Raw genomic sequence first — 25269 nt, 5'->3', positions numbered from 1 at the left:
GGGCACGGTTTGTGGGGGACGTGATGGATTTCGGCACGCAGGGCCCCGAGGCCCCGGCCGACCTCGCCTGGCTGCGAGGGGTGGACGCCTACACGATGGGCGCCTATCCGCAGGCGGAGGAGGAGTTCCGGGCCGCGGTACGGATGGATCCCGGGATGGCCGACGCCTGGCTCGGACTGCACGCGCTGCGCGTCGACACGACGACCGCGCTGCTGCGGATGTTCCGGCACCGGGACCGCTTCGGCGAACAGCGCGGCCGGCATCGCCGCACCCTGAACTCCTGGTACTGGCTGGGCTGGTGGGTGCAGCCGGTGCTCGAGAGCCCGCGCGATCTCCTGCTGGCCCATGCTTCCCACTGGCTGGACGGCCGGCACGTCCCGGAGCTCGACCGGGCCCTCGCCGGGCTGCCGCCGGTGGACGCCGATCCCCAGGTCCGCTTCCTGCACGCCTGCCGGGCCTACCTGGTCAAGGACTGGGAGCAGCTGGTACGGCACACCGACCCGCTCCTCGACGATCCCATGCTCGGCATCGAGGCGGGCCTGTTCGGCGGCATGGCCCGGGTCCGCCTCGAAATGTACGGCCAGGCCGAACCGCTGCTGTCCGCCGCGCTGATGCGCTGCCGCAGCGAGCAGCCGCAGCGCAAGGAACTGCGCTACTGGCTGGCGCGGGCGCACGAGGGCACCGGCCGCAGCGCCGCCGCGCTCCCCCTCTACCGGGCCGTGCACCGCGTCGACCCCGCCTTCATGGACACCTCCGCGCGGCTGGCCGCGATAGCCGAGGGCGACGGGTACGACGACACGGCCGACTTCGCGTCGATCACCCTCACCGGCGCCGGACAGGACGTGGTGGACGGACCGGACATGCTCGACCCGCTCTTCGGCACCGAGGGGCGCGAGCTGCGGCTCGGCGATCCGGAGCCGCCGGCCGGGGCGATGCCGTCGGTGATCGACCCGGCGGTGCGTGAGAAGGTCGTGCCCTCGCCTGCGCTGCCGGCCGGGCCGACCGACCCCGCGTTACTTGAGGAGGCGCTCGCCGAGTTGGAGCGCATGGTCGGGCTCGAACCCGTGAAACGGCAGGTCAAGGCGCTGTCCGCGCAGTTGAACATGGCTCGGTTGCGGGCCGGGCAGGGGCTGCCGGTGCAGCCGCCGAAACGCCACTTCGTCTTCTCCGGGCCGTCCGGTACCGGGAAGACGACCGTCGCCCGCATCCTCGGTCGGGTCTTCTACGCGCTCGGCCTGCTCGGCGGGGACCATCTCGTGGAGGCGCAGCGGGCCGACCTGGTCGGCGAGTACCTGGGCCAGACCGCCGTGAAGGCGAACGAACTGATCGACTCCGCGATCGGCGGTGTGCTCTTCGTCGACGAGGCCTACTCACTCTCCAACTCCGGTTACGGCAAGGGGGACGCGTACGGCGACGAGGCGCTGCAGGTGCTGCTGAAGCGGGCCGAGGACAACCGGGACCACCTGGTGGTGATCCTGGCCGGCTACCCGGAGGGCATGGACCGCCTGCTGGCCGCGAACCCGGGGCTCTCCTCGCGCTTCACCACGCGTGTCGACTTTCCCTCCTACCGCCCCCTCGAACTGACGTCGATCGGCGAGGTCCTGGCCGCCGAGAACGGGGACGCGTGGGACGAGGAGGCGCTGGAGGAGCTGCGGTCGATCGCCGGGCACGTGGTGGACCAGGGGTGGATCGACGAGCTGGGCAACGGGCGGTTCCTGCGGACGCTGTACGAGAAGAGCTGTGCGTACCGGGATCTGCGGTTGTCGGCGTATCCGGGGGTGCTGTCCCGGGACGACCTGGCGACGCTGCGGTTGCCGGACCTGATGCAGGCGTACGGAGAGGTGCTGTCGGGGCGGGGGCCGCAGGATCCGGCGGCCGGGATGTAGGTGCGGGTACGTGGGGGCTGGGGTCGGGGTGGGGACGCTCACCGGCGCTTGCGGGGTGCCTCCCCCAGCCTTCGGCCGGGGGACCCCCAGCGGCACGACTGCCCGCGGTTATGTGAGACACGGCTGGGAAGCGCCCGTAAGGGGCGCTGGGGGTACCCCCAGCCGAAGGCTGGGGGAGGAACTGCGCGAGCAGCCCCCACGCACCCGCAGCCGAACTACGGCCTCACCCCGCCATGGCCTCCTCCGGCTCCCCGCTCACCCTCGGCTCCGGCGTCCTCGGCGTTGCCGCCTGGTCCCGGTGGGCCGGGTCCGTCACCTCGCCGACCAGTAGCTCAAGGACGTCCTCCAGGGCCGCCAGCCCCAGGACCCGGCCGTTCGCGTCGGCGACCTGGGCCAGGTGGGTCGCCGCCCGGCGCATCACGGTCAGCGCGTCGTCGAGCGGCAGCTCGGCCCGCAGTGTCGTCATCGGGCGCCATATCTGCTGCGGAACCGCCCGGTCCGAGTCCTCCAGGTCGAGTACGTCCTTCACGTGCACGTACCCCATGAAGGCCCCGGACTCGGCCGCCACCGGGAAGCGGGAGTAGCCGGTGCGGGCGGTGAGCTCGACGATCTGGCCCGGGGTGACCGACGGCGGGACCGTGATCAGGGACTCGCGTCGCAGCAGCACGTCCGTCACCGGGCGGGAGCCCAGTTCCAGCGCGTCCTCCAGGCGTTCCTGTTCCTCGGGGTCGAGGAGGCCCGCCTGGCCGGAGTCCTCCAGGAGCCGGTTGAGCTGCTCGCTGGTGACGACGGCCTCGACCTCGTCCTTCGGCTCGACCCGGAAGAGCTTGAGGATGCCCTGGGCGCAGGCGCCGAGCGCGACCGTGATCGGCCGGCACACGCGGGCGAAGGCGACCAGGCCGGGGCTCAGCCACACCGCGGCCTTCTCCGGCGCCGCCATCGCCAGGTTCTTGGGCACCATCTCGCCGATGACCAGGTGGAAGAAGACCACCCCGGCCAGCGCGATCACATAGCCCAGGGGGTGGATCACGCCTTCCGGCAGATGCACCGCTTCGAAGAGCGGCTCCAGCAGGTGGGCCACCGTCGGTTCGGCCACCGCACCCAGCGTCAGGGAGCAGACGGTGATGCCGAACTGGGCGGCGGCCATCATCTGCGGGAGGCGTTCCAGGCCGTAGAGGACCTGGCGGGCCCGGGCGGTGCCCAGGGGCTCGATCTGGCTGCGGCGGACGGAGACGAGGGCGAACTCGGCGCCGACGAAGAAGCCGTTGGCCAGCACCAGCAGGCCGGCGAAGACCAGTTGCAGGACGCTCATCGGGCGGCCTCCGCGACGGCGGGGGCGGTGCGGACCAGGCGGACCCGTTCCGCACGGTAGTGGCCGACCCGGCGGACGGACAGCCGCCAGCCGGGCAGCTCGGCGCGGTCGCCGGGCGCCGGGATCCGGCCGAGGAGGTCGGCGACCAGGCCGGCGACCGTCTCGTAGGGGCCCTCGGGCACGTCGAGGCCTATCCGCTGGAGGATGTCGACGCGGACGCTGCCGTCGACGTCCCAGGCGGGCCTGCCGTCCTGGGCCGGGGCGGACGCGAGTTCCGGTGCGTCCGGGCTGTCGTGCTCGTCGCGGACCTCGCCGACGAGCTCCTCGACGATGTCCTCCAGGGTGACCACGCCCGCCGTACCGCCGTACTCGTCGACGACGACCGCGATGGGCTGCTCGGAGCGGAGCCGGGCGAGGAGGGGCTGGACCGGGAGCGTCTCGGGGACCAGCAGGGCCTTGCGGGCGATGCGGCCGACCGGGGTGCGCAGCCGGTCGTGGACCGAGACGGCCAGGGCGTCCTTGAGATGGGCCATGCCGACGATCTCGTCGATCTTCTCCCGGTACACGGGGAAGCGGGACAGGCCGGTGGCCCGGGTGAGGTTGACGACGTCCTCGGCGGTCGCCGTGTCCTGGAGCGCGCTGACCTTCACCCGGGGGGTCATGACGTGCTGGGCGGTCAGCTCGCCCAGGGACAGGGTCCGGACGAACAGGTCGGCGGTGTCCTGCTCCAGCGCACCGGCCTGCGCGGAGTGCCGGGCCAGGGAGACCAGTTCGCCGGGGGTGCGGGCGGAGGCCAGCTCCTCGGCGGGCTCCACGCCGAGGGCCCGGACGAGCCGGTTGGCGACCGTGTTCAGCGCGGCGATGACCGGGCGGAACAGGCGGGAGAAGCGGGCCTGCGGGCCGGCGACGAACCGCGCGACCTGGAGGGGCTTGGAGACCGCCCAGTTCTTGGGCACGAGTTCGCCGATCACCATCTGGATCGCCGAGGCGAGCAGCATGCCCACCACGACGGCGATACCGGAGACCGCGCCGTCGGGCAGGCCGATGGCGGTGAGCGGGCCACGCAGCAGCGCGGCCAGTGCCGGTTCGGCGAGCATGCCGACAACGAGGGAGGTGATGGTGATGCCGAGCTGGGTGCCGGAGAGCTGGAAGGACAGCTCCTTCAGCGATTCGACGACCGTACGGGCGCGCTTGTCGCCGTCGGCGGCGGCCTTCTCGGCCTCGGGCCGCTCCACGGTCACCAGGCCGAACTCGGCGGCCACGAAGAAGCCGTTGGCGAGGATGAGCAGGAACGCGGCTGCCAGGAGCAGCAGGGGGGTGGTCATGATGCCGCCGCCTCCGAAGCCTCGTGGACTGCGAGAAGGCGGTCCGCGGTATGTCGGGAGGGGGCGGCGCAGGTACTACAGGACGATCCGTCCATCGCCGGAGAGGGTCACTCCTCGGGTAGCAGGAACCCCTGTGCGCGGGGCGCGCGACAGGGGTGGAGGCGGGACGTGAAAAGCCTCCGCCAACAGATTAATCAAGACAGGGGCCGGTGCGGCAGGGGCGACGGCCCGGAGACGCCCCGAAGTTGCGTGATTTCAGCCCTGATGCTGTTCGGGGTCGCGGATCGCGTGGGCCTCGGCGAGGGCGCGCAGGGCCGTGGCGTCGGCGATGGCCCGCTGCTTGGCGATGCCCGGCTGGATGCCGAGAGCGGGCAGGCTGGTGCCGTCGCTGAGGTTGAGGAACACCCACGGGTCACCCGGGCGGAGGTTCACCTGGACGATCTCCGCCCACTCCAGGTGCCGCTTGCCGGCGATGTTGACGACGGTGACCCCGGACTCGTCGGCGACCACCTTGACCCGGGCCAGCTGGGCCAGCACCCAGAAGATCAGCGCGCCGGTGACGACGAAGCTGAGCTTCTCCCCCGGGCCGAGCTGCTCCAGGAGCAGCGCGACCCCGGAGATGGTGGCGAAGATCGCGACACCCGCGGTGAGCAGGATCACGCGGGTGAGACCCGGCCGGAAGGTGACGGGAAGGGCGGGGAGCTCGGACATCTCTCGCGTGCCCCGGTTCAGAGGCGGCAGGCGTGGATGGCCGTCGTCAGGATGGCGCGGGCGCCGATGTCGTACAGGTCGTCCATGATCCGCTGGGCGTCCTTGGTGGGGACCATCGCGCGGACGGCGACCCAGCCCTCGTTGTGCAGCGGGGAGACGGTCGGCGACTCCAGGCCCGGGGTGAGGGCGACGGCCTTCTCCAGCTGCTCGACCCGGCAGTCGTAGTCCATCATCACGTACGTCCGGGCGACCAGGACGCCCTGGAGACGGCGCAGGAACTGCTGGACCTTGGGCTCCTCGGCGTCGGCGCCGGTGCGGCGGACCACGATCGCCTCGGACTTCATGATCGGCTCGCCGAAGACCTCCAGGCCGGCGTTGCGCAGCGAGGTGCCGGTCTCGACGACGTCGGCGATGACCTCGGCGACGCCCAGCTCGATGGCGGTCTCGACGGCGCCGTCCAGGTGGACGACGGAGGCGTCGACGCCGCTGTCGGCCAGGTGCTTGGCGACGATGCCCTCGTAGGAGGTGGCGACCGTCTTGCCCTTCAGGTCCGCCAGGCCGTTCGCCTCGCCGGGCTTGGCGGCGAAGCGGAAGGTGGAGCGGGCGAAGCCGAGCGGCAGGATCTCCTCGGCGTTGGCACTGGAGTCCACCAGCAGGTCGCGTCCGGTGATGCCGATGTCGAGGCGACCGGAGGAGACGTAGATGGCGATGTCGCGGGGGCGGAGGTAGAAGAACTCGACGTCGTTGACCGGGTCGACGATGCGGAGTTCCTTGGACTCCCGCCGCTGCCGGTAGCCGGCCTCATGCAGCATGTCCGCCGCAGGGCCTGAGAGGGAACCCTTGTTGGGGACGGCGATGCGCAGCATGAGGTCGGCTTCCTTTGCTCGAAAAGGCGGGTTTGTCGGAAAAGGTTCTACAGGTGGGCGTAGACGTCGTCCAGCGAGATGCCGCGGGCGACCATCATCACCTGGACGTGGTAGAGCAGCTGCGAGATCTCCTCGGCGGCCGCTTCCTTGCCCTCGTACTCGGCGGCCATCCAGACCTCGGCGGCCTCCTCGACGACCTTCTTGCCGATGGCATGGACCCCCTTGCCGACCAGCTCGGCGGTCCGGGAGGTGGCGGGGTCGCCGTGGGCGGCCTTGTGCTGGAGCTCGGTGAAGAGCTCCTCGAAAGTCTTGTTGGACATGGTGAGCGCCAGACTACGCCAATCGCCGCGTCGCTCAGTGCCAGGGTTCAGATACTGAGCGGAGGGTGGCCGCCGTCGCCACCGCGGCCGTCACCGCCTCGTGGCCCTTGTCCTCGTTGGAGCCCGCGAGACCCGCCCGGTCCAGGGCCTGCTCCTCGTCGTCGCAGGTGAGGACGCCGAAGCCGACCGGCACACCGGTCTCCACGGAGACCTGGGTGAGGCCCTGGGTGACGCCCTGGCACACGTACTCGAAGTGCGGGGTGCCGCCGCGGATGACGACGCCGAGGGCGACGATCGCGTCGTAGCCCCGCCCGGCGAGGACCTTGGCGGTGACCGGGAGCTCCCAGCTGCCCGGGACCCGGAGCAGGGTCGGCTCGTCGATCCCCAGGTCGCGCAGGGCGCGCAGGGCGCCGTCCACCAGACCGTCCATCACCTTCTCGTGCCACTGGGACGCGATGACCGCGACCCGCAGGTCGCTGACATTGCGTACGGACAGTTCAGGTGCACCCTTGCCGCTCACGTCTCTCCTCAGTGCTGTTTCTTTACTGGTTGCCGCAGGTGGACAGCGCCGGGGGCGTGTCCAGCCAGGGCAGGTCGTGGCCCATCCGGTCCCGCTTGGTGCGCAGGTAACGGAGGTTGTGCTCGCCCGCCTGTACGGGCATCGGCTCGCGTCCGCTGAGCTTGAGGCCGTGGCTCAGCAACGCGTCGCTCTTGTCGGGGTTGTTGGTCATCAGGCGGACGCTGCGCACCCTGAGGTCGGCCAGGATCTGGGCGCCGGCACCGTAGTCGCGGGCGTCGGCGGGCAGGCCGAGTTCGAGGTTGGCGTCGAGGGTGTCGCGGCCGCGCTCCTGGAGTTCGTAGGCGCGCAGCTTGGACAGCAGGCCGATGCCCCGCCCCTCGTGGCCGCGCAGGTAGACGACGACGCCCCGGCCCTCGTCCTGGATGCGGTCCAGGGCGGCGTCGAGCTGGGGTCCGCAGTCGCAGCGGGCGGAGCCGAACACGTCGCCGGTGAGGCACTCGGAGTGGACCCGGACCAGGACGTCCTCGCCCTCGCCGATCTCGCCGTGGACGAGGGCGACGTGCTCGACGCCGTCGGTGGTGGAGCGGTATCCGTACGCGGTGAAGGTGCCGTGCTTGGTGGGCAGGTTGACCTCGGCCTCGCGGCGGACGGTCGGTTCGGCGGCCCGGCGGAAGGTGATCAGGTCCGCGATGGAGATGATCGTCAGACCGTGCTTGCGGGCGAACGGGATCAGCTCCGGGAGGCGGAGCATCCGGCCGTCCTCGCCGGCGATCTCCACGATGGCGCCGGCCGGGCGCAGGCCCGCGAGGCGGGCGAGGTCGACGGCGGCCTCGGTGTGGCCGTTGCGGACCAGGACGCCGCCGGGGCGGGCGCGCAGCGGGAAGACGTGGCCAGGACGGACGAGGTCCGTCGGCTCGGCGTCGCCGCTCGCCAGCAGCCGGAGTGTGGTGGCGCGGTCGGCGGCCGAGATGCCGGTGGTGACGCCGTGCGCGGCGGAGGCGTCGACGGAGACGGTGAACGCGGTCTTCATGGACTCGGTGTTGTCACCGACCATCTGCGGCAGCTGCAGCCGGTCCAGCTCGTCGCCCTCCATGGGGGCGCAGATCAGGCCGCGGCACTCGCTCATCATGAAGGCGACGATCTCGGGGGTGATCTTCTCGGCGGCGATGACGAGGTCGCCCTCGTTCTCGCGGTCCTCGTCGTCGACGACCACGATCGGGCGGCCGGCCGCGATGTCGGCGATGGCCTGCTCGACCGGGTCGAGGGTGAGGTCCTCGACGCCTTCGGTGCTGTACAGGATCGGTGCCGCGGTCATGCGGGTGCTCCTTCCAGAGCGGGCCGCGTGCCCTGGCGGGAGCGCAGCCACCAGTCGCGCAGGCCCCACAGGACGAGCGCTCCGTAGATGACGTAGACGAAGCCGGAGAAGGCGTAGCCGTTGGTGAAGTTGAGGGGGACGCCGACCGCGTCGACCAGGAGCCAGGCGATCCAGAACTCGACCATGCCGCGCGCCTGGGCGTACATGGCGACGACGGTGCCGACGAAGATGTAGGCGTCCGGCCAGGGGTCCCAGGACAGGGACGGGTATGCCTTGAAGAGCAGCGCCACGGCGACCGTGCCGACGGCCGCGGCGGCGACCATCGCGCCGCGCTCCCGCCAGGTGGCGAAGCGGGGCGCGATGTGGCCGTCACCGCCGTCCTCGACCCGGCCCCTGTTGCGGTTCCACTGCCACCAGCCGTACAGGGCGACCGCCATGACGACGACCTGCTTGCCCGCGCTGCCGGTGAGGTGGCCGAAGAAGGCGCCGAAGAGGATCAGACCGGAGGCGAACTGGACCGGCCAGCTCCACAGGTTGCGGCGCCAGCCGAGGCCGAGCGCGGCCAGGCCGAGGATGTTGCCGATCATGTCCGACCACAGGATGTGCTGGCCGAAGAGGGCGAAGGCCTCGGAGTTCAGCCAGTTCACCGGCCTGCTCCCTGCGTGCCGGCGAGCAGGCGCTCCACGTACTTGGCGACGACGTCGACCTCCAGGTTGACCGGGTCGCCGGGCTGCTTGTGGCCGAGGGTGGTGAGGTCGAGGGTGGTGGGGATCAGGCTGACGGTGAAGTAGTCGGGGCCCGCCTCGACGACCGTGAGGCTGATGCCGTCGACGGTGATGGAGCCCTTCTCGACGACGTAGCGGGCGAGGTCGGCCGGAAGGGAGACCTTGACGATCTCCCAGTGCTCGGAGGGGGTGCGGGCCAGGACCTGGCCGGTGCCGTCGACATGGCCCTGCACGATGTGGCCGCCGAGGCGGGAGCCGACCGCGGTGGGGCGCTCCAGGTTGACGCGGGAGCCGACGCCCAGGGCGCCGAGGGAGGAACGCTTGAGGGTCTCCGCCATGACGTCGGCGGTGAACTCGTCGCCCTCGTGCTCCACGACGGTCAGACAGACACCGTTCACGGCGATGGAGTCGCCGTGCTGCGCGCCCTCGGTCACTACGGGGCCACGGAGCCGGAAACGGGACGCGTCGCCGAGGTTCTCGACGGCGGTGACCTCACCCAGCTCTTCGACGATTCCGGTGAACACTTCCCGGGTCCTCCTGCCTCAACGGGGCACGGACTCCGGGGTCTGTCGACGGACGACAGAATGGACGGACGATCACACCGAGGGCGACGCCGAAAAGGTCCCGTCCGTGACGGACGAGACCAGATACGGCGGCGCGCACACGTACATACTCGCCCGCCGCGCACTGCCTCCCATCCGGACTTTAACCGTCGGTCCAGGAATTTCACCTGGTCAACCGGCCGCTGGAAGCGGACGGGTCGCGGACTATAACCGCCGGTTCGGAGTTTCACCGACCCCGGAGTGCGCTGCTTCTGGTACACGGCCAGTGTGCCACGCCCGATCGTGGTCCATACAGGGGAACCGTGTGGGGTGCCTCACAGCCCGTGCCGCTGGACTTCCCAGACGGACCGCGGTGTGCCCAACTCGCGCCCGGACCAGGAATCTTGACTGTTATTCACACCTATTGACCCTACTGGTCTAGTCCTTTTAGGGTTCGAGCGGACCCGGTGGCGGTGACGACGGCCCTTGCCCGTCGCCGGGCCCGCCCAATCCGGGCGGCCCGCGCCGGCGCGGGGCACGGGGTCAGCGGTCCGGTGCCGCGAAGAGTTCGTCCTGGGCATGCTCGCGGGCGGTGAGCAGGGCGCCGCGCAGGACGGCCGCGCCGCCGAGCGTGCTCGCCCGTACCTCGGTGGCCAGGGGGGACATCCGGCCGAGCCGCGCCTCGACCCGCGTGGCGAGCGCCGCTCCCCCGGCGGGGCCGATCTCACCGCCGAGGACCACGCAGCCGGGGTCCAGGACGGCGACGACGGCGGCCACGCCTACGGCGATGCGGTCGGCGAGGGTGTCGAGAAAGCGAGCATGTGCCGGGGACGGCCGGTGGTCGTCATCGGCGCCGTCGTGGCTGGTCGCGCCCACGCGGCGGAGCCGCACATCGATACCGCCCGCGCCCCTTTGGGGCGCGTCCGGGGCGCCGCCCGCCGCACGGCGTACCGCCTCCTCGACCAGACGGTCGGCGGACAGGCCCCCCGGCCCCACGCCGCACTCCCCCGCCAGCTCCACGATCGCCGACGCTCCCACCAGCGAGTGGTAACCCCCTGAGCAGTCCGTCGCCGTGGGCAGCGCGGCCGTGCCCGGCACCGGCAGGAAGCCGATCTCGCCCGTGCCACCGGAGGCGCCCCGGCGCAGGCCGCCGTCCAGGACGACGGCGGCGCCACAGCTGTGCCCCAGCCAGAGCAGGACGAAGGTGTCGCGGTCCCGGGCGGCACCCTCGCGCTGTTCGGCGAGGGCGGCCAGGTTGGTCTCGTTCTCGACGCTGACCCTGGCCTGCGGGAACCGCTCCTGGAGGGCGGCGACCAGCCGCCGGTGCCAGACCGGCAGGCCCGCAGTGTCGCGGAGCTCACCGGTGGCCGGGTCGACGAGCCCGGGCGCGCCGATGCCCACGGTGTGCAGCTGCCCCTCGTCCCCGGACGCCCCCGCCTCCTTCACCGCCCGCTCCACGAGCCCCATCGCCTGATCGACGGCCGCCGCCTCCCCGGCCTCCGGGACGACCGGTACCGACCCTTCCGCCAGCACCCGCCCCACCAGGTCGGAGACCAGCACCGAGACACTCTCGGTGCGTACGTCGAGGGCGGCCAGGTACGCACGGTCGGCGACGATGCCGTACAGCCGGGCGTTCGGCCCCCGGCGCTGCTCGCCCGACTCGCCGACCACCGTGATCAGACCGGACGCGGTGAGCCGTTCGACGAGGTCGGCGACGGTCGGCCGGGACAGCCCGGTCAGCTGTTTCAACTGCCCTGCCGTCAGCGGTCCTTCCTGCTGGAGCAGGCTCAGCGCGAGCCGGTCGTTGATGGCCCGGGCGGTGCTCGGTGATGCGGGCATGACGGGCATCCTCCCAGATCCGATGGCCCAGGACGGCCACATAACTCCCTATCTATCAGGCAGGGTCCCTGATAGTTTACGGCGGACAGCGGGGCGGCACCCACCCGGGGAGGGGCAGGACCATGAAAGACGTGGGTTACGAGCAGCACGGGGTGAAGCGCGCGCGGTACGCCGTCGCGGCCGTGTTCACCGTGCACGGTGCCGTCACCGGCTCGTTCGCGACCCGGGTGCCGTGGGTCCAGGACCACGCCTCGCTGAGCGCCGGGCAGTTGGGCTTCGCGCTCGCCTTCACGGCGTTCGGCGCGTCGTGCTCGATGCCGCTGGCCGGCCGGATCAGCCACCGCTTCGGGAGCCGTACGGCACTGCGCGGGCTGATCGCGATGTGGACGCTGTCGCTGATCCTGCCGTCGCTCGCCACCAACCTGTACCTGCTGTGCCTGGCGATGTTCGTGTACGGCGCGAGCGCCGGCATGGCGGACGTGGTGATGAACGCGCTCGGCGTGGAGATCGAGCGGGTGCTCGACAGGTCGATCATGTCGGGGCTGCACGGCATGTGGAGCGCGGGCACCCTGCTCGGCTCGGCGGCGGGCACCCTCGCCGCACATCTGGGCACGGACGCGCGCGTGCACTTCGCCCTGGCCTCGGCCGTTCTCACCGTGCTCGGCGTGCTGGCGGCCGGCTTCGTCCTGGACGTCAGGCCCGGCGAGGACGACGAGCCGCCGCCGCGGTTCACGCTGCCGCCCCGGTCGGCGCTGCTCATCGGCACGGTGGGCTTCTGCGCGGTGTTCGCGGAGGGGGCGAGCCTGGACTGGTCGGCGGTGTTCCTGCGGGACCGGATGGACAGCTCGGCCGGGCTCGCGGCGGCCACCACCACCGGGTTCATGCTGGCCATGGCGGCGGCCCGGATCAGCGGGGACGCGGTGGTGAACCGTTTCGGCGCGGTCCGTACCGTGCGCGCCGGGGGTGTGCTGGCCGCGATCGGCGGAACGCTGGTGGTCCTCGCCGGGCAGCCGGCCGTGGCGATGACCGGGTTCGCGCTGATGGGCCTCGGCATCGCGGTCGTCGTACCGCTGTGCTTCGCGGCGGCCGGACACGCCGGGCCGAACCCGAGCCAGGCCATCGCGGGCGTGGCGACGATCACCTACACCTCGGGCCTGATCGCGCCCAGCCTGATCGGCGGCATCGCCCAGGCGACCAGTCTGGTGGTGTCGTTCTGCCTGGTCACGGTGCTGGCGCTGGGGCTGGTGGCGTTCGCGGGCGTGCTGCGCGCCGGGACGCGGGGATCTCGTGCGGAGGTCAGCCCCGAGGCCGCAGCAGTTCCCGGCCCACGGCCCTGAACGTCTCGCTCCAGGGCGCAGGGCGCAGCGTGGCCGCGTCCAGCCGGACGAGCACCCGGGTGCCCCGCGCGTAGGTGGTCGCGCCGTCCGGCGAGCAGAAGCGGAAGCCGTAGGTCAGCCCGGTGGTGCCGAGCCGTTCCAGCCAGAGGTGGACGGCGTAGGTGCCCGACCTGGTGACCGGTTCCTCGTAGCCGATCAGCAGCTCCCTGACCACGTTGCAGGCGTCCCCGGCGGTGGCCCAGTCGCCGTCGAAGCGGATGCCGTGCCCCTGCCACAGCTCGGTCCAGGCGCGCTCGACCAGCAGCGGATAGCGGGCGTTGTGCAGCATCCCGAGCGCGTCGAGGTCGTCGAAGTGGACGCTGACCGGCAGCAGCCGGCCGTAGGAGAGGGCGGGGGCGGAGGGGGCTTCGGCGGTCACGGGTGGGGCTCCTGGGCGCTGGACGAAGCGGTGGGGACACTCCATCCTAAGCGGACGCTCAGGAGCCCCGGTCGGGAAGGGGCTGGTCAGCCCGCGATCGAGTCCAGCTGCTCGGCGGCCGGCCGCAGCGCCCAGAGGTCGCCGCCGGGCGGGGTCTCCAGTCGCCCGACCGCCTTCTGGGCCGCCTTGTCGCCCGCGTCGGCCGCCGCGTGCACGACGTCGCTCGCCGCGTACCGGTGGAACTCCAGCTCCGGGTACGGCCAGGCGGCCGCCCCGGTCGCGGCCGGCAGCAGGTAGTCCACGGCCTTGGACAGGCTCTGCCCGTCCGGCCCCCGGTAGCTCCAGAGGTTCACGCCGACATGCCGGCCGATCGCCGCGAGCCGGGTGTAGGCGACCAGGTCGAAGGTCGAGTAGTGCCAGCTCCTGGTGCGGGCCAGCTCCTGCGGCTGGCTGCCGTCGCCCGCGACCTGCGGGTCGATCCGCTTCGTCCGGGCGTCCAGCACGGTCTGCCTGGCCAGCGCCTTGTCGCCGGTCGCGTAGGCGAGGGCGGCGAGCTGCATGTCGTAGAAGGTGCCGTGGTTGTTGGCGGCGGCGCCTTCCTCCTTGCCGAAGGCGCTGTTCTTCAGCCAGTCGAGGAAGCCGGTGTTCCAGCTCCGCATCCCGGCCCGGTCCGCGGCGCTCCAGCCGGGCGCCCCCGTGCCGAGGATCGCCAGCGCGTCGACCACGCTCGTGTACGACTGGGAGAAGTCGATGATGCCGATGGCCCGGCCGTCGTACTTGCACGGGATGAACTGGGCGTGGTTCAGGTCCGGGTTCATCCGGGTCGCCGGGTCGAGGAACCAGGTGCGCAGGATCTGCCCGGCCTTATCGGCGTACTTCCGGTTACCGGTGTAGTACCAGGCCAGGGAGAGGTCGTACGTCGAGTCGAAGACCTTCTCGACGTCCGGGCGGTCGGTGCCGCTGTCGACCTCGGGATTGCGCTGGCCGTCGCGCTGGACGTAGGGGCAGCCCCAGGGGTTGTCGGCGGTGGGGGTGGTGGTGGGCCACCAGTAGGGGGCCTGGCTGAGGTACTCGTGGACGTCGCCGCCCGGGGCGGGCTTGGGCTTGTCGACGACCGTCCAGGGGCCCTGGGCCAGCCAGCTGTCGGCACGGGTCGTCAGGTCGCGCAGCGCGCGCCGCAGTTGCGGATCGCCGTCGTGGAGTTCGGCCCTGGTGTGCTGGAGCCGGGCGCCGTCGAGGACGGCGGTGTCCGGAGCCTTGGCCACGGCATGGGCGGAGGGGACGAGGACGGCTCCGAACGCCACCAGGGTCGTCAGCAGAACGGCCGCGCGGGATCTTCCACTCATCGGCACTCCGATCGTCTATTCAGACTTATGAACGCAGTTCATGAGTAGGACCGTGCGAGCGTAGAACCGCCAGGTAGCCCTGACAATGGTTCGGACCATCTTCACGTACAGAGAAAGCGAAGCCCCACCATGGATCTCGGCGTGCGCTGGAAACTGCACGGCGACGGGCGCACCCCCGCGCCCGGAGCGGTGGTACGCCCCGACGAGCGGCTCTCCTGGCCGCGGACGGTCGGGCTCGGCGCCCAGCATGTGGTCGCAATGTTCGGTGCGTCCTTCGTCGCCCCGGTTCTGATGGGTCTGAACCCCAACCTCGCGATCATGATGTCCGGCGTCGCGACCGTGCTCTTCCTGCTGGCCACGCGCGGCCGGGTGCCCAGCTACCTGGGCTGTTCGCTGTCCTTCGTCGGGGTGGCCGCCGTCATCCGCGCGCAGGGCGGCACCAGTGCCACGGTGACCGGCGCGGTCTTCGTGGTCGGCGTCGCGCTGTTCCTGGTCGGGCTGGCCGTCCAGCGCTTCGGCGCCCGGATCATCCACGCCGCGATGCCGCCGATCGTCACCGGCGCGGTCGTGATGCTGATCGGCTTCAACCTCGCGCCGGTCACCGCCTCCACCTACTGGCCGCAGGACCAGTGGACGGCGCTGCTGGTGATGGCGTTCACCGGTCTGGCCGTCGTCTGTCTGCGTGGTTTCTGGTCCCGCATCGCGATCTTCCTGGGCCTGGTCTTCGGGTACGCCCTCTCGTGGGCCCTCGACCGGATCTTCGGCCGGATCCACTCCATGAGCCCGAGCGGCAAGGTCACCGACCACTGGCGACTGGACCTCTCCGGCGTCGGCAAGGCCGACTGGATCGGGCTGCCGTCCTTCCACGGCCCGTCCTTCCAGTGGTCGGCGATCCTGGTCGCCCTGCCCGTCGTCATCGCCCTGGTCGCCGAGAACACCGGGCACGTCAAGGCGGTCGGCGAGATGACCGGCGACCCGCTCGACGACAAGCTCGGTACCGCGATCTCGGCCGACGGGGTCGCCTCGATGCTCTCCACCGCCGTGGGCGGCCCGCCCAACACCACCTACTCCGAGAACATCGGCGTGATGGCCGCGACCCGCGTCTACTCCACCGCCGCCTACTGGGCCGCCGCCGGCTTCGCGCTGCTCTTCGGCGTCTGCCCCAAGTTCGGCGCGATCGTGGCCGCGATCCCGGGCGGGGTCCTCGGCGGCATCACGGTGATCCTGTACGGCATGATCGGCCTGCTCGGCGCCCAGATCTGGCTGCACGCCAGGGTCGACCTGCGCAACCCGCTGAACCTGGTCCCGGCGGCCGCAGGCATCATCATCGGCGTCGGCAACGTCAGCATGAAGTTCTCCGACACCTTCTCCCTCAGCGGCATCGCCCTCGGAACCCTGGTCGTCATCGTCGGCTACCACGCCCTGCGCGCCATGGCCCCGGCCCACCTCAAGGGACCGGAACCGCTCCTCGACGAGGGCACGAGCTCCTACGACGACACCCGGCCGTAGGCGCCCGGTTGCGGCCATCCGCGCAGCGGGTCCGTTCCCCCGTTCCGGGGAAGCGCCGGGCCCGTCGGCGCGCGCGCCGGGCCGGAGCTGGGACCCTTCCCCCATGGCGCAGTTGCACCACCTCACCGCTCCGGTCGGCACCGTCGTCGCCCGGATGCGCGCCCTGGACGCGGCCCTGCCCGAGCGGGACGGGGTCGCGGTCTTCAACCGTGTGTACCTCGCCGTCACGGAGGAGGTCGAACGGCGCCTGGAAGCGGGCCGGTTCGCGGACCCCGGGGCCGCGGCGACCCTGGACGTGCGGTTCGCCGAGCGCTATCTCACCGCCGTGGACGCGGAGGCGGCGGACCGCCGACCCCCCGCCTGCTGGCGGCCGTTGTTCCGGTTCCGCCGCCACCCCGGCATCCGCCCGCTGCAGTTCGCGCTGTCCGGCATCAACGCGCACATCGGTCACGACCTGGCGCTGGCCGTGGTGGACGCCTGCCGCACGCTCGGCTGCGAACCGGCCGATCTGGAGGACGAGTTCGACCGGGTGGGCGACCTGCTCGTCTCGCTGGAGGAACGCATCCGCGAGGACCTGATGCCGGGCCCCGACCTGCTCCAGATCGCCGATCCGCTGACCCATCTGCTCGGTTCCTGGAGCCTGGAGCGGGCCCGGGAGGCGACCTGGGCGGCGGCGCGGGCACTGTGGGCGCTACGCGGATTCGAGGAGCTGGCCGAGGAGTTCGCCGAGCGGCTGGACGCGGCCGTGGGCCTGGCGGGCCGGATGCTGCTCACGCCGTTGCGCGACTGACGTGGCGCGATCCGATCGGTGTGCGCGCCGCCTCCGGAATCTTCGGACGCGCACCGTACGTTGACGGCTGGCACCCGACTGCAAAGGAGCACCGGCATGACCACCAGGCTCGGTCTTGGTCTTCCCCAGATGCGGCAGTACTCCCTCGGCACCGACGTCCCCGACGTGGCACGCACCGCCGAGCAGATCGGCTACGACAGCCTGTGGGTCTTCGAGCGAGCCCTGTTCCCGGAGCCCGCCACCCAGGGGCTCTACAACGTCCCGGGCCTCCCCTGGCCCGACGAGTACCGGCACGTGGCGGATCCCCTGGTCACCCTCACCCTCGCCGCCGCGGCCACCGAGCGGGCCCGGCTGGGCAGCAGCGTGCTGGTGGCACCCCTGCACATCCCCTTCCAACTGGCCAAGTCCCTGGCCTCGCTGGACGCGGCGAGCGGCGGCCGGGTGGTGGCGGGCCTGGGCACCGGCTGGTCCCTCGACGAGTACGCGGCCGCCGGGGTCCGGCCGTTCGAGGACCGCGGCAAGGTGCTCGACGAGTTCATCGACGTGTGCCGGGCGGTGTGGGGCCCCGACCCCGTGCGTCACGACGGCGAGGTCACGAAGATCGCCTCCGCCCTGGTCGGTCCCAAGCCCGCCCGGCCGATCCCCATCATGCTGGGCGCGCACGGCAGGAAGGCTCTGCGCCGGCTGGTGGACCGCGCGGACGGCTGGCTGCCCGTGGGCATGGGCGTCGAACAACTGGCCGCGCAGTGGCAGGAGTTGCAGGAGCTGGCGGCCGAGCGCGGCCGGACGGAACCGATCCGGACAGTCCTGCGGGTCAACACCGCCTACACGCCCAAGGCCTACGACGGCGCCGATCGCCGCCCCTTCCAGGGCAGCGTCGACCAGATCGTCGAGGACCTGGTGGCCCACGCGGCGGTCGGCCTGGAGGAGATCCTGATCGACCTCCAGATCACCGCGCGCGACGCCCGGGAGCTCAAGGACGTCGCGGCCGAGGTGTACGAGAAGGCGCGGGCGGCCGGGGTCTAGTCCGCCCTCCGGCCGGCCCTCGGGTCAGTCCTGGGTTCAGTCCTCGGGGAGTTCGACCGGCGCGATCTCGTCGTAGACGTCGCCGGGGCCGGGGTTGGTCGCGTCGGTCGCTCCGCCGAAGTGGTGCATGACGCCCCAGACCGCGTTCAGCGCGGTCTGGACGGCGCCCTCGGCCCAGCCCGCCGTCCAGGAGATGTCGTCACCGGCGAGGAAGATGCCCCGCTTGTCCGCGGGCAGCGAGTCCTGCATGAAGTGCGTGAACAGGCGCCGCTGGTAGCGGTAGTGGCCGGGCAGGTTGGCCTTGAACGCGCCCATGAAGTACGGCTCGTTCTCCCAGGACACGGTCACCGGGTTGCCGATGATGTGCTTCCTGATGTCGACGTTCGGGTAGATCTCGCCGAGCGACTTCAGCATGACCTCCATCCGCTCGTGCGCGGACAGCGGCAGCCACTTCAGGCTGTCGTCGCACCAGGTGTAGGAGAGGCAGACCACGGCGGGCTTGTCCGGGCCGTCGTCCAGGAGGTAGGTGCCGCGCGTCATCCGGTCGGTGAGCGTCATCGACATGACGTCCCGGCCGGTCGGATTTCCCCTGTCGTCGACGGCCTTGTCCAGCCAGAACGGCCGGTCGACCGGGACGAACAGCTTGGAGCTCTCCATGTAGTGGGTGCGCTCGATCGCGGTCCAGTGGTCGATCGGGAAGAGCGAGTCGTCGCAGGCGATCTTGGAGAGCAGCATCCAGGACTGGGCGGTGAAGATCGCCGCCTGGTAGGTGCGGATGTCGCCGTTCGCGTCCGTCACCGTGATCCGGTTGCCGGTGGTGCGGTGCAGCCGGGTCACGGCCGGACGGGGCTCGCCGTTCTCGTGCAGCTTCGCGAGCGAGGTCCCGTAGGCCCAGTGCACGATCTTCTCCGGCTCGCGCTCCCAGAGCCGCAGCGGCAGCTGCTGGGAGCCGCCGACGATGCCGCGGTGGTGGTCGTCGGCCTCGGTGTAGACGACCCGCAGGATCTCCAGGATGGAGTTGGGGAAGTCGGTGTCCCAGCCGCCGGTGCCGAAGCCGACCTGGCCGAAGATCTCGCGGTGCCGGAAGGACTTGAAGGCCTCGGAGTCGCAGAGAAAGCCGTAGAACGTCTGGTTGTCGAGCTTCTCGACGAGCCGGGACCAGATCTCACGGATGCGCGGCACGTCCCGCTCGCGCATCGCGCGGTTCATGTCGGAGAAGTCGGCGCCCTCGTCCAGGCACTTGTTCCAGGCGTCGGCGACGTCCCGGTAGACCTGCGGCAGGTCGTCGATCGTCTCGGCGTAGTGGGACTCGCCCTTGAGGTCGACGACGGTCGAAGGGGTCGCCTCCGCCAGGGGGTTGGGGAACGGGCTGGTCTCGAGCCCCACCAGGTCGATGTAGTGCTGGAGGGCGGTGGAGGAGGGCGGGAAGCGCATCGCGCCCATCTCGGCGGTCAGCGAGGGGTCGCAGCCCTCGAAGCCGACGGTCCGCAGCCGGCCGCCGATCTTGTCGGCCTCGTAGACGACCGGCTTCAGGCCCATCTTCATCAGCTCGTAGGCGGCCACGATGCCGGACAGCCCGCCGCCGATGACCGCGACCTCCGTGCCGTGCTCGGTCGCCGGGATCTGACCGAGGCCCGCCGGGTGGGCGAGGAAGTCGTCGTAGGCATACGGGAAGTCCGGGCCGAACATGGTGATCGGCGGCTGCTGCTCGTCGGCGTGCTCGACGGCGTTGGGCACCGTGGACGTCATGGGGTACGGACTCCTTGCGAAACGCGGAACGTGTGAAGAAGAGCGGGGAGGTCAGGCCAGGGACCCGTAGAGGCCGGGGCGGCGGTCCTCCAGGTACGGGTTCGCCTCGCGGGAGGCGGCGAGGAGAGCGGGGTCGAGGTCGGCGAGGACGAGTTCCTCGGCGCGGCCGGCGCGGGCGCGGGCGACCCCGTCGGGTCCGGCCAGCGCGGAGAGCCCGAAGAACTCGAACTCGCCTTCCTGGCCGACCCGGTTGGCATAGGCCACGTACATCTGGTTCTCCCAGGCCCGCACCGGGACCATGGACTCGGCGACGATCTCGAAGGGGTGCATGTTCGCCGTCGGGACCAGCAGCAGGTCGGTGCCGGCCAGGGCGTGGGCACGGACCAGCTCCGGGAACTCCACGTCGTAGCAGATCATGATCCCGACGGTGAGGCCGTTCAGCTGTGCCTGGACGACCGGCTGCTCGCCCGCGGTGAAGTGGTCCCGCTCGAAGCCGCCGAAGAGGTGGGACTTGCGGTAGTTCGCGAGCCGGGTGCCGTCGGCGGAGATCAGCTGGGCGGAGTTGTGGACGCGGTCGCCGTCGCGCTCCGGGTAGCCGTAGGTGATCGCCAGGCCGTGCCGGTGGGCCAGCTCGGCGACCGCGTCCGCGCTGTCGCCGTCGGCCGGCTCGGCGAGGCGGGCGATGTCGTCGCCGATCGCGTAGCCGGTGAGGAACATCTCCGGGGCGACGAGCAGCGCGGCGCCCGCGGCGGCGGCCCGGCCGGCGGCCTCGTCGAGCACCTTGAGGTTCTCGACGGTCGAGCCGGGGCGGCCGGAGCTCTGGAGCAGGGCGGTGCGCATGCGGGTCCTCACCGGGTACGGAAGGAGGTCTGGGGGTCACTTAGACCGTACGGTCGGCGGGCCGGACCGGACAAGGCGGAGCTGTTGCGCGTTGCGGCGCGGTTCGTTGCGTGGGACGGGGGTCCGGCGGCGATTCGTTGCGCGGGGTCACAGCTCCCGCAGCCGCTCCACGATCACCTTGAGCAGCTCGGGGTCGGCGGCGGGACCCGTCGGTTCCACCCGGCGCGGCTCCCGGATGCGGACCAGGCCCGCCTCGGCGAGATCGGCGAGCAGCACGCGTACGACCGTGAGCGGCAGGTCGGCGTCCGCGGCGAGCTCGACGACGGGGCGGCCCCCGCGGCGCACCAGGGCGAGCAGCGCGGCGCGGGCATGGTCGACCTCCGGCCGGTCCGCGTCCGCACCCCTGTCCACGGCCGTGACCTGGGACATCAGATCGATGGTGTGCTTGCCGGAGGGCTCGGTACGCCCCCGGGTCACGGTGTAGGGGCGGACCAGGGAGCCGGTCTCGTCCTCGTACCAGTGCTCGTCGCTCACCGGAGGATCAGGGGGTGGAGCGTGCGGCGGCGTCGAGGTGCCGGCCGAGGCGGCGGACGAGCAGTGCCATCTCGTGGGCCAGCTGGCCGACGTCGGTGCGGACGTCGCTGAGGACGGCGAGCCGGCTGCCGTGCCCGGCCGGGGTGACGAAGAGGTAGGCGTCGTCGAGCATCACCATGGTCTGCCGCACCTCGCCGGTGCCGAACCGGTCCCCCGCCGAGCGGGCCAGGCTGTGGAACCCGGAGCAGACGGCCGCGAGGTGTTCGATGTCCCGCCGCCGCATCCCCTCGGAGTGGCTGAGCGGCAGCCCGTCCGCGGTGAGCAGCACGGCCTGCCGGACGTGATCGGTCCGGGCGACGAGATCGTCGAGCAGCCAGCCGAGGTCGCTGCCGGGCCGGGCGGCGGGCTCCTGGCCTGCCGGGGGCTGTGAGCCGGGGACGGCGGCCGGGTCCGGGGCGATGGCCGGGCCGGGCGGCTGGGGCTGGTCGTCACTGGTCATCGTCGGCTCGGGTCCCTTCCTCGGTGTGGTCCGGCTCCTCGGGGCCGGTCGGCAGTCCTCTGCGCCCCCGGTCCAGGCCGCGCTGGAAGGCTCCGAAGACCGCCCGCATCTCGTCGGCGTCCAGGTCACGCGCCGCGCCGGGAGCCCGCTCCGCGCGCAGCTCGGGGGCGAGGGAGGCCTGGCGGGTGCGGGTGGGCAGGGCCGGGGGCGGGTCCGTGCCGGGAGCCGGGGTCCCGGACCGTCCCGGCCCGGACGGCGGGAGCACACCGACCTCCGACGTGGGCCGGCGTCCGCGCTCCTCCCCCGGCGCCGGCCGTCCGCGCTCCTCCCCCGGCGCCGGCCGTCCTGCTCGCTCCCCGTCCCGTCGGCCGCCCTCCGGCTCCACTTCGGCCAGCACCGTCCCCGGCAGCAGCACCACCGCCGTCGTCCCCCCGTACGGCGACTCCCGGAGGGTCACCTCGATGCCGTGCCGGGCGGCCAGGCGGCCCACGACGTAGAGGCCGAGGCGGTCGTGGCGGGTCGGGTCGAAGGCGTCGGGGTCGGTGAGGGTACGGCGGGCCCCGGAGAGCTGGTCCGCGTCGAGGCCGAGGCCCCGGTCGTCGATCTCCAGGGTGAAGCCGTGGCCGACCCGGCCGGTGCGCAGGGTCACCTGGGTGTGCGGCGGCGAGAACACCGTGGCGTTCTCCAGGAGCTCGGCGAGCAGGTGCACGACATCGGCGACGGCGTCCGCGGCCACGCCCACCTCGGGCATCGGCGGCACCACGACCCGCGGGTAGTCCTCGATCTCGCCGACCGCCGAGGACACCACGTCGGCGATCGGCACGGGCCGCCGCCAGCGCCGCCCGGGGGTCGCGCCGGAGAGGATGATCAGGCTCTCCGCGTGCCGGCGCATCCGGGTGGTGAGGTGGTCGATGCGGAACAGCTCGCCCAGGACGGCCGGGTCGTCGGTGCGCCGTTCCAGCGTGTCGACGAGTTTCAGCTGGCGGTGGACGAGCGCCTGGTTGCGGCGGGCGATGTTGAGGAGGACCGCGAACAGGCCCCGCCGCAGCGTGGCCTGCCTGATCGCGGCCTCTACGGCGGCCAGCCGCGCCCGGTTGAACGACCGGCCGACGTCCCCGATCTCGTCGTCCCCGGCCTCCCCGGCGGCCAGCGGCGGCGCCTCGGTGACCGCGTCCACGTCCTCACCGGCGCTCAACCGCTTCATGAGGGCGGGCAGTTGGCGTGCGGTCAGCAGGTCGGCCGCGTCCCGCAGGATCTCCAGGCGGCGCGAGATGCGGCGCGCCCCGCGCACCGCGAACCACAGCGACAGGACCACCGCCGCGAGCCCGGCCGCGCCGACGACGGCCGCCTTGACCAACTCCCGGTAGGCGAAGGCGCGTCCGCGGGCGGCGGAGTTCTCGGCGGAGTGCGTGCACAGCAGCATGTACTGCTTGACGGCCCGGTCGGTGGTCGACCGCCAGGTGTCCGCGGCGACGGCCGCACCGGCCCGGTCCGCACCCGCCCTCAGCAGCGCGTCCTCGCCGCGCACCAGCGAGCGGTACAGCTGGCCGCGCTGGAACGTCTCAAACAGTTCCCGCGAGTCCGACGGCAGGTCGGGGACGTAGGTCCGCTGGAAGACCCGCCGGTCCTCGATGGTCGCGGTGAGGTCGTCGTACTGCGCGTCGGTGAGCCGTCCGGCGGCCCGCGCCCCGGCGACCAGGGCGTCCTCGCGCGAGACGAACTCGCGTACCCGCACCAGCTCGACGACGACCTGGGACTCCCGGGCCAGCTGTCCGGCCTGGAGCGCGGTGAGGGCGGACTCGACGTCGAAGCCGGGATCCACGAGGGCGCTGTACCCGGTGACGGCGCTGTCCCAGGAGATCTTCCGGGACAGCACCTGCCCGCGCAGCCTCTCCAGCCCGCCGGTGGCGGTGACCATCGAGTCGAGCGCCTCGCGCTGCCGGTCGCTGAGGCGCCCGCGGTCGCCGTCCCGGATCGCGTCGCGCATGGCGCCCACCGCCCGGTCGGTGCGCCGCTGCTGGGCGAGCAGGTCGGCGGCGGTCGCCGTGTCCAGGGGGGCGCCCAGGTAGGCCGCCGACAGCCGCCGTTCGATCTGGATCTGCCCGACGGCGGTGTCGACGGGGGTGCCGAAGTCGTCGTACACCCCCTGGACCCGGATCAGCGCGCGCAGTTCGCCGGTGACGGACACCATGGCGAAGCTCCACAGGGCCGTCAGCGCGACGACCGGGGCGAGCGCGAGCGCCACGATCCGCGTGCGGACGGTGGTGGGGCGGCCGGGCCAGCGCATGGGTTACCTACCGGTGTTACCAGTGAGTAGGGGGGAGGCCCGCACAACTTACGGGATCGTCACTCCGACCGCAATGGTTGCCCCGGGTAACCCCTGGTTACGGCTCGACGGCGAACGCGGTGACGACGGCCGCGTGGTCGGAGGGCCAGTCGTTGGCCGCCACGTCGGGCCAGGGCGCCGGGGTGCCGGTGACCCAGGTCCGGGAGTCGAGCACGCGCAGCCCCCTGTGCAGCACGTAGTCGATCCGGTCCTGCGGTTCGGGCCGCCCGCTGCCGTCCTCGTGGACGGGGTGGATCGGCGACCAGGTGTGGCCGGGGGCCGCTGCCGGGTCCGGGTGCGCCTCGCGGTAGGAGTCGCGGAACCCGGCCTCCTCCGCGGCCTTGGTCACCGGCCACTGGACCGCCGGCCAGTCCAGGTGGGACGGGCAGTTGAAGTCCCCGACGAGCACCACGGGTACGTCTGTGTCCCCGATCCGCCGCAGGGTCTCCCGCATCTGCCCGAGCCGGACCTCCTCGTGGGCGATCAGCTGGTCGGCGCCGAGCCCGTCGAAGTGGAACTCGTAGGGCCCGTACGGCGTGTAGTGCAGGTGCGCGGTCCAGATCTCGACCTCGCGGCCGGGGCGGACGGCGATCCGCACCCCGGCGGCGCCGTAGAAGCCGACGTCCGGGTCACCGAGGCGGGCGGTGACCGGGAAGCGGCTGATGATCCCGAGGTTCTCGCCCGCCGTGTGGTGGTGCCAGCCGAGGGCCTCGGCGAGTTCGCGGGCGCTGGTCCCGCCGGTCTCCTGGAGGCCGACGACGTCCGCGCCCGCGTCCATGACGGCCTTGAGCTGCTTGGCCCGGTGGTCGTCGATCCGGCTGCCGCCGAGCCACAGGTTCCAGGACATCACCCGGAGTTCCGGTACGGCCATGTCGCTCAGCTCCTTCGGGGTGATCCCGACCAGCGTGTCACGCACGGTCCGGCCGGGCGCGCCGCCGATCGGGGCGAGCGAGGGCACGGCCAGCACGGCGCATCCGGCGGCCTCGGCGGAGGCGACCCCGGTCTCGGTGTCCTCGACGGCCACGCAGGCGGCCGGGTCGACGCCGAGGGCGCGACAGGCGGCGAGGTACGGGTCGGGGGCGGGCTTGGTGCGGCCGGTGTCGTCGGCGGTGACGGAGACGGCGAACCGCCGGGGGCCGAGGGCGTCGAGCACGAGGTCGGCGACCGCGCGTGGGGACGCGGTGACCAGGGCGGTGGGGACGCCGGCCGCTGCCAGCGCGTCCAGCAGGTCGAGGGCGCCGGGGCGGGGCACGATGCCGGTGCGGACGCGGTCCGCGAACTCCCGGTGCAGCCCGGCCGCGAGCTCCGCGGCCGGCCGGCCCGTGGCGGCGGCGAGCCAGCCGGCGGTGTGCTCCACCGGCCGGCCGAGCACCTCCGGCTCGTCGGCCTCGGTGAGCGGCCGCCCGGCGACCTGTTCCACCGCCTCCCACCACAGTCGCTCGGTGTCGACGAGCGTGCCGTCCATGTCGAACAGGGCGGCCTGGAGCGGGAGTCGTGGGCGGGGGGTCACGTTGTCGTCATTCCTCACGTGGGG

The 25269-nt window shown here is 72.3% G+C and carries 23 protein-coding genes and 1 riboswitch; of the genes, 5 read left to right on the top strand and 18 right to left on the bottom strand.

Annotation, left to right across the window (positions count from 1 at the left end; genetic code table 11):
• Positions 1-23 precede the first annotated feature (23 nt).
• The gene (locus ACZ4UV_RS44555) at positions 24-1886 is read left to right on the top strand and encodes an AAA family ATPase (RefSeq protein WP_451018452.1); all 1863 of its coding nucleotides are present in this window, start codon (positions 24-26) and stop codon (positions 1884-1886) included.
• 223 nt (positions 1887-2109) lie between these two features.
• On the opposite strand, the gene ACZ4UV_RS44550 is transcribed toward ACZ4UV_RS44555, so the two are convergent.
• From ACZ4UV_RS44550 to ACZ4UV_RS44505, 10 genes are all read right to left on the bottom strand, one after another.
• Positions 2110-3198 carry a hemolysin family protein gene (locus tag ACZ4UV_RS44550; protein WP_451018451.1) on the bottom strand — a complete coding sequence of 363 codons (1089 nt, stop codon included), beginning with the start codon at positions 3196-3198 and terminating at the stop codon, positions 2110-2112.
• The gene (locus ACZ4UV_RS44545; protein ID WP_351500944.1) at positions 3195-4523 is read right to left on the bottom strand and encodes a hemolysin family protein; all 1329 of its coding nucleotides are present in this window, start codon (positions 4521-4523) and stop codon (positions 3195-3197) included. The genes ACZ4UV_RS44550 and ACZ4UV_RS44545 overlap by 4 nt, the downstream gene beginning before the upstream one ends.
• A 255-nt stretch (positions 4524-4778) precedes the next feature.
• Positions 4779-5234 (bottom strand): PH domain-containing protein, encoded by a 456-nt coding sequence (locus ACZ4UV_RS44540; protein ID WP_351500942.1) that lies wholly within the window; start codon positions 5232-5234, stop codon positions 4779-4781.
• 17 nt (positions 5235-5251) lie between these two features.
• Positions 5252-6100 carry an ATP phosphoribosyltransferase gene (gene hisG, locus ACZ4UV_RS44535; protein ID WP_467846341.1) on the bottom strand — a complete coding sequence of 283 codons (849 nt, stop codon included), beginning with the start codon at positions 6098-6100 and terminating at the stop codon, positions 5252-5254.
• Positions 6101-6147: 47 nt separating this feature from the next.
• Positions 6148-6420: a phosphoribosyl-ATP diphosphatase gene (locus ACZ4UV_RS44530; protein ID WP_030946750.1), complete on the bottom strand. Its 273-nt coding sequence runs from the start codon at positions 6418-6420 to the stop codon at positions 6148-6150.
• Positions 6421-6454: 34 nt separating this feature from the next.
• On the bottom strand, positions 6455-6940 hold the full coding sequence (ribH, locus tag ACZ4UV_RS44525) for a 6,7-dimethyl-8-ribityllumazine synthase (protein ID WP_451023042.1): 486 nt from the start codon (positions 6938-6940) through the stop codon (positions 6455-6457).
• Positions 6941-6962: 22 nt separating this feature from the next.
• Entirely contained in the window at positions 6963-8255 is a 1293-nt protein-coding gene (locus ACZ4UV_RS44520) for a bifunctional 3,4-dihydroxy-2-butanone-4-phosphate synthase/GTP cyclohydrolase II (protein ID WP_467846338.1), read from the bottom strand.
• Positions 8252-8902, bottom strand: a complete 651-nt coding sequence (gene pnuC / locus ACZ4UV_RS44515) for a nicotinamide riboside transporter PnuC (RefSeq protein WP_390047925.1) — start codon at positions 8900-8902, stop codon at positions 8252-8254. The genes ACZ4UV_RS44520 and pnuC overlap by 4 nt, the downstream gene beginning before the upstream one ends.
• Positions 8899-9504 carry a riboflavin synthase gene (locus tag ACZ4UV_RS44510; protein ID WP_451023039.1) on the bottom strand — a complete coding sequence of 202 codons (606 nt, stop codon included), beginning with the start codon at positions 9502-9504 and terminating at the stop codon, positions 8899-8901. Before ACZ4UV_RS44510 ends, pnuC begins: the two co-directional genes overlap by 4 nt.
• 156 nt (positions 9505-9660) lie before the next feature.
• Positions 9661-9791: riboswitch (FMN riboswitch) on the bottom strand.
• Positions 9792-10065: 274 nt separating this feature from the next.
• Positions 10066-11361 carry an ROK family transcriptional regulator gene (locus tag ACZ4UV_RS44505; RefSeq protein ID WP_451019645.1) on the bottom strand — a complete coding sequence of 432 codons (1296 nt, stop codon included), beginning with the start codon at positions 11359-11361 and terminating at the stop codon, positions 10066-10068.
• Between the two features lie 122 nt (positions 11362-11483).
• Between ACZ4UV_RS44505 and ACZ4UV_RS44500 the strand changes: the two genes are divergently transcribed.
• A complete protein-coding gene (locus tag ACZ4UV_RS44500) occupies positions 11484-12698 on the top strand; it encodes an MFS transporter (RefSeq protein ID WP_451019644.1) in 1215 nt (404 codons plus the stop codon).
• On the opposite strand, the gene ACZ4UV_RS44495 is transcribed toward ACZ4UV_RS44500, so the two are convergent.
• Together ACZ4UV_RS44495 and ACZ4UV_RS44490 are read right to left on the bottom strand one after the other, a co-directional pair.
• Positions 12658-13116: an acyl-CoA thioesterase gene (locus tag ACZ4UV_RS44495; RefSeq protein ID WP_451019643.1), complete on the bottom strand. Its 459-nt coding sequence runs from the start codon at positions 13114-13116 to the stop codon at positions 12658-12660. The two genes, ACZ4UV_RS44500 and ACZ4UV_RS44495, sit on opposite strands and share 41 nt — an antisense overlap.
• An 86-nt stretch (positions 13117-13202) precedes the next feature.
• The gene (locus tag ACZ4UV_RS44490) at positions 13203-14462 is read right to left on the bottom strand and encodes an alginate lyase family protein (protein WP_451019642.1); all 1260 of its coding nucleotides are present in this window, start codon (positions 14460-14462) and stop codon (positions 13203-13205) included.
• 129 nt (positions 14463-14591) lie between these two features.
• Between ACZ4UV_RS44490 and ACZ4UV_RS44485 the strand changes: the two genes are divergently transcribed.
• The 3 genes from ACZ4UV_RS44485 to ACZ4UV_RS44475 all read left to right on the top strand — a co-directional run bounded on the left by ACZ4UV_RS44485 (position 14592) and on the right by ACZ4UV_RS44475 (position 17787).
• Positions 14592-15971, top strand: a complete 1380-nt coding sequence (locus ACZ4UV_RS44485) for a uracil-xanthine permease family protein (protein WP_451019641.1) — start codon at positions 14592-14594, stop codon at positions 15969-15971.
• A 103-nt stretch (positions 15972-16074) separates the two neighbouring features.
• A complete protein-coding gene (locus ACZ4UV_RS44480; protein ID WP_451019640.1) occupies positions 16075-16761 on the top strand; it encodes a DUF5995 family protein in 687 nt (228 codons plus the stop codon).
• A 96-nt stretch (positions 16762-16857) separates the two neighbouring features.
• A complete protein-coding gene (locus ACZ4UV_RS44475) occupies positions 16858-17787 on the top strand; it encodes an LLM class F420-dependent oxidoreductase (RefSeq protein WP_467846320.1) in 930 nt (309 codons plus the stop codon).
• A gap of 36 nt (positions 17788-17823) precedes the next feature.
• Here ACZ4UV_RS44475 and ACZ4UV_RS44470 read toward each other — a convergent pair whose 3' ends face one another.
• The 6 genes from ACZ4UV_RS44470 to ACZ4UV_RS44445 all read right to left on the bottom strand — a co-directional run bounded on the left by ACZ4UV_RS44470 (position 17824) and on the right by ACZ4UV_RS44445 (position 25245).
• A complete protein-coding gene (locus tag ACZ4UV_RS44470; protein WP_467846315.1) occupies positions 17824-19536 on the bottom strand; it encodes a flavin monoamine oxidase family protein in 1713 nt (570 codons plus the stop codon).
• Between the two features lie 51 nt (positions 19537-19587).
• The gene (locus ACZ4UV_RS44465; RefSeq protein WP_451019637.1) at positions 19588-20376 is read right to left on the bottom strand and encodes a carbon-nitrogen hydrolase family protein; all 789 of its coding nucleotides are present in this window, start codon (positions 20374-20376) and stop codon (positions 19588-19590) included.
• A 147-nt stretch (positions 20377-20523) separates the two neighbouring features.
• Complete coding sequence (locus ACZ4UV_RS44460) at positions 20524-20910, bottom strand: DUF742 domain-containing protein (RefSeq protein ID WP_451019636.1); 387 nt, start codon at positions 20908-20910, stop codon at positions 20524-20526.
• A 7-nt stretch (positions 20911-20917) separates the two neighbouring features.
• Entirely contained in the window at positions 20918-21409 is a 492-nt protein-coding gene (locus ACZ4UV_RS44455; RefSeq protein WP_451019635.1) for a roadblock/LC7 domain-containing protein, read from the bottom strand.
• Positions 21399-23696 (bottom strand): sensor histidine kinase, encoded by a 2298-nt coding sequence (locus ACZ4UV_RS44450; RefSeq protein ID WP_451019634.1) that lies wholly within the window; start codon positions 23694-23696, stop codon positions 21399-21401. Before ACZ4UV_RS44450 ends, ACZ4UV_RS44455 begins: the two co-directional genes overlap by 11 nt.
• Before the next feature lie 97 nt (positions 23697-23793).
• Positions 23794-25245 (bottom strand): HAD-IA family hydrolase, encoded by a 1452-nt coding sequence (locus ACZ4UV_RS44445; protein WP_467846303.1) that lies wholly within the window; start codon positions 25243-25245, stop codon positions 23794-23796.
• Positions 25246-25269 lie beyond the last annotated feature (24 nt).

The sequence above is a fragment of the Streptomyces sp. NPDC028289 genome (assembly GCF_055565975.1).
The sequence above is the reverse complement of the archived record's forward strand: the minus strand, read 5'-3'. Positions and strand labels throughout refer to the sequence as shown.

Bases quoted from the DNA above. Each gene is read 5' to 3' on its own strand.
- ACZ4UV_RS44555 (WP_451018452.1), top strand. From the start codon at position 24: ATGGATTTCGGCACGCAGGGCCCCGAGGCCCCGGCCGACCTCGCCTGG.
- ACZ4UV_RS44550 (WP_451018451.1), bottom strand. From the start codon at position 3,198: ATGAGCGTCCTGCAACTGGTCTTCGCCGGCCTGCTGGTGCTGGCCAAC.
- ACZ4UV_RS44545 (WP_351500944.1), bottom strand. From the start codon at position 4,523: ATGACCACCCCCCTGCTGCTCCTGGCAGCCGCGTTCCTGCTCATCCTC.
- ACZ4UV_RS44540 (WP_351500942.1), bottom strand. From the start codon at position 5,234: ATGTCCGAGCTCCCCGCCCTTCCCGTCACCTTCCGGCCGGGTCTCACC.
- hisG (WP_467846341.1), bottom strand. From the start codon at position 6,100: ATGCTGCGCATCGCCGTCCCCAACAAGGGTTCCCTCTCAGGCCCTGCG.
- ACZ4UV_RS44530 (WP_030946750.1), bottom strand. From the start codon at position 6,420: ATGTCCAACAAGACTTTCGAGGAGCTCTTCACCGAGCTCCAGCACAAG.
- ACZ4UV_RS44520 (WP_467846338.1), bottom strand. From the start codon at position 8,255: ATGACCGCGGCACCGATCCTGTACAGCACCGAAGGCGTCGAGGACCTC.
- ACZ4UV_RS44505 (WP_451019645.1), bottom strand. From the start codon at position 11,361: ATGCCCGCATCACCGAGCACCGCCCGGGCCATCAACGACCGGCTCGCG.
- ACZ4UV_RS44500 (WP_451019644.1), top strand. From the start codon at position 11,484: ATGAAAGACGTGGGTTACGAGCAGCACGGGGTGAAGCGCGCGCGGTAC.
- ACZ4UV_RS44490 (WP_451019642.1), bottom strand. From the start codon at position 14,462: ATGAGTGGAAGATCCCGCGCGGCCGTTCTGCTGACGACCCTGGTGGCG.
- ACZ4UV_RS44485 (WP_451019641.1), top strand. From the start codon at position 14,592: ATGGATCTCGGCGTGCGCTGGAAACTGCACGGCGACGGGCGCACCCCC.
- ACZ4UV_RS44480 (WP_451019640.1), top strand. From the start codon at position 16,075: ATGGCGCAGTTGCACCACCTCACCGCTCCGGTCGGCACCGTCGTCGCC.
- ACZ4UV_RS44475 (WP_467846320.1), top strand. From the start codon at position 16,858: ATGACCACCAGGCTCGGTCTTGGTCTTCCCCAGATGCGGCAGTACTCC.
- ACZ4UV_RS44470 (WP_467846315.1), bottom strand. From the start codon at position 19,536: ATGACGTCCACGGTGCCCAACGCCGTCGAGCACGCCGACGAGCAGCAG.
- ACZ4UV_RS44465 (WP_451019637.1), bottom strand. From the start codon at position 20,376: ATGCGCACCGCCCTGCTCCAGAGCTCCGGCCGCCCCGGCTCGACCGTC.
- ACZ4UV_RS44455 (WP_451019635.1), bottom strand. From the start codon at position 21,409: ATGACCAGTGACGACCAGCCCCAGCCGCCCGGCCCGGCCATCGCCCCG.
- ACZ4UV_RS44450 (WP_451019634.1), bottom strand. From the start codon at position 23,696: ATGCGCTGGCCCGGCCGCCCCACCACCGTCCGCACGCGGATCGTGGCG.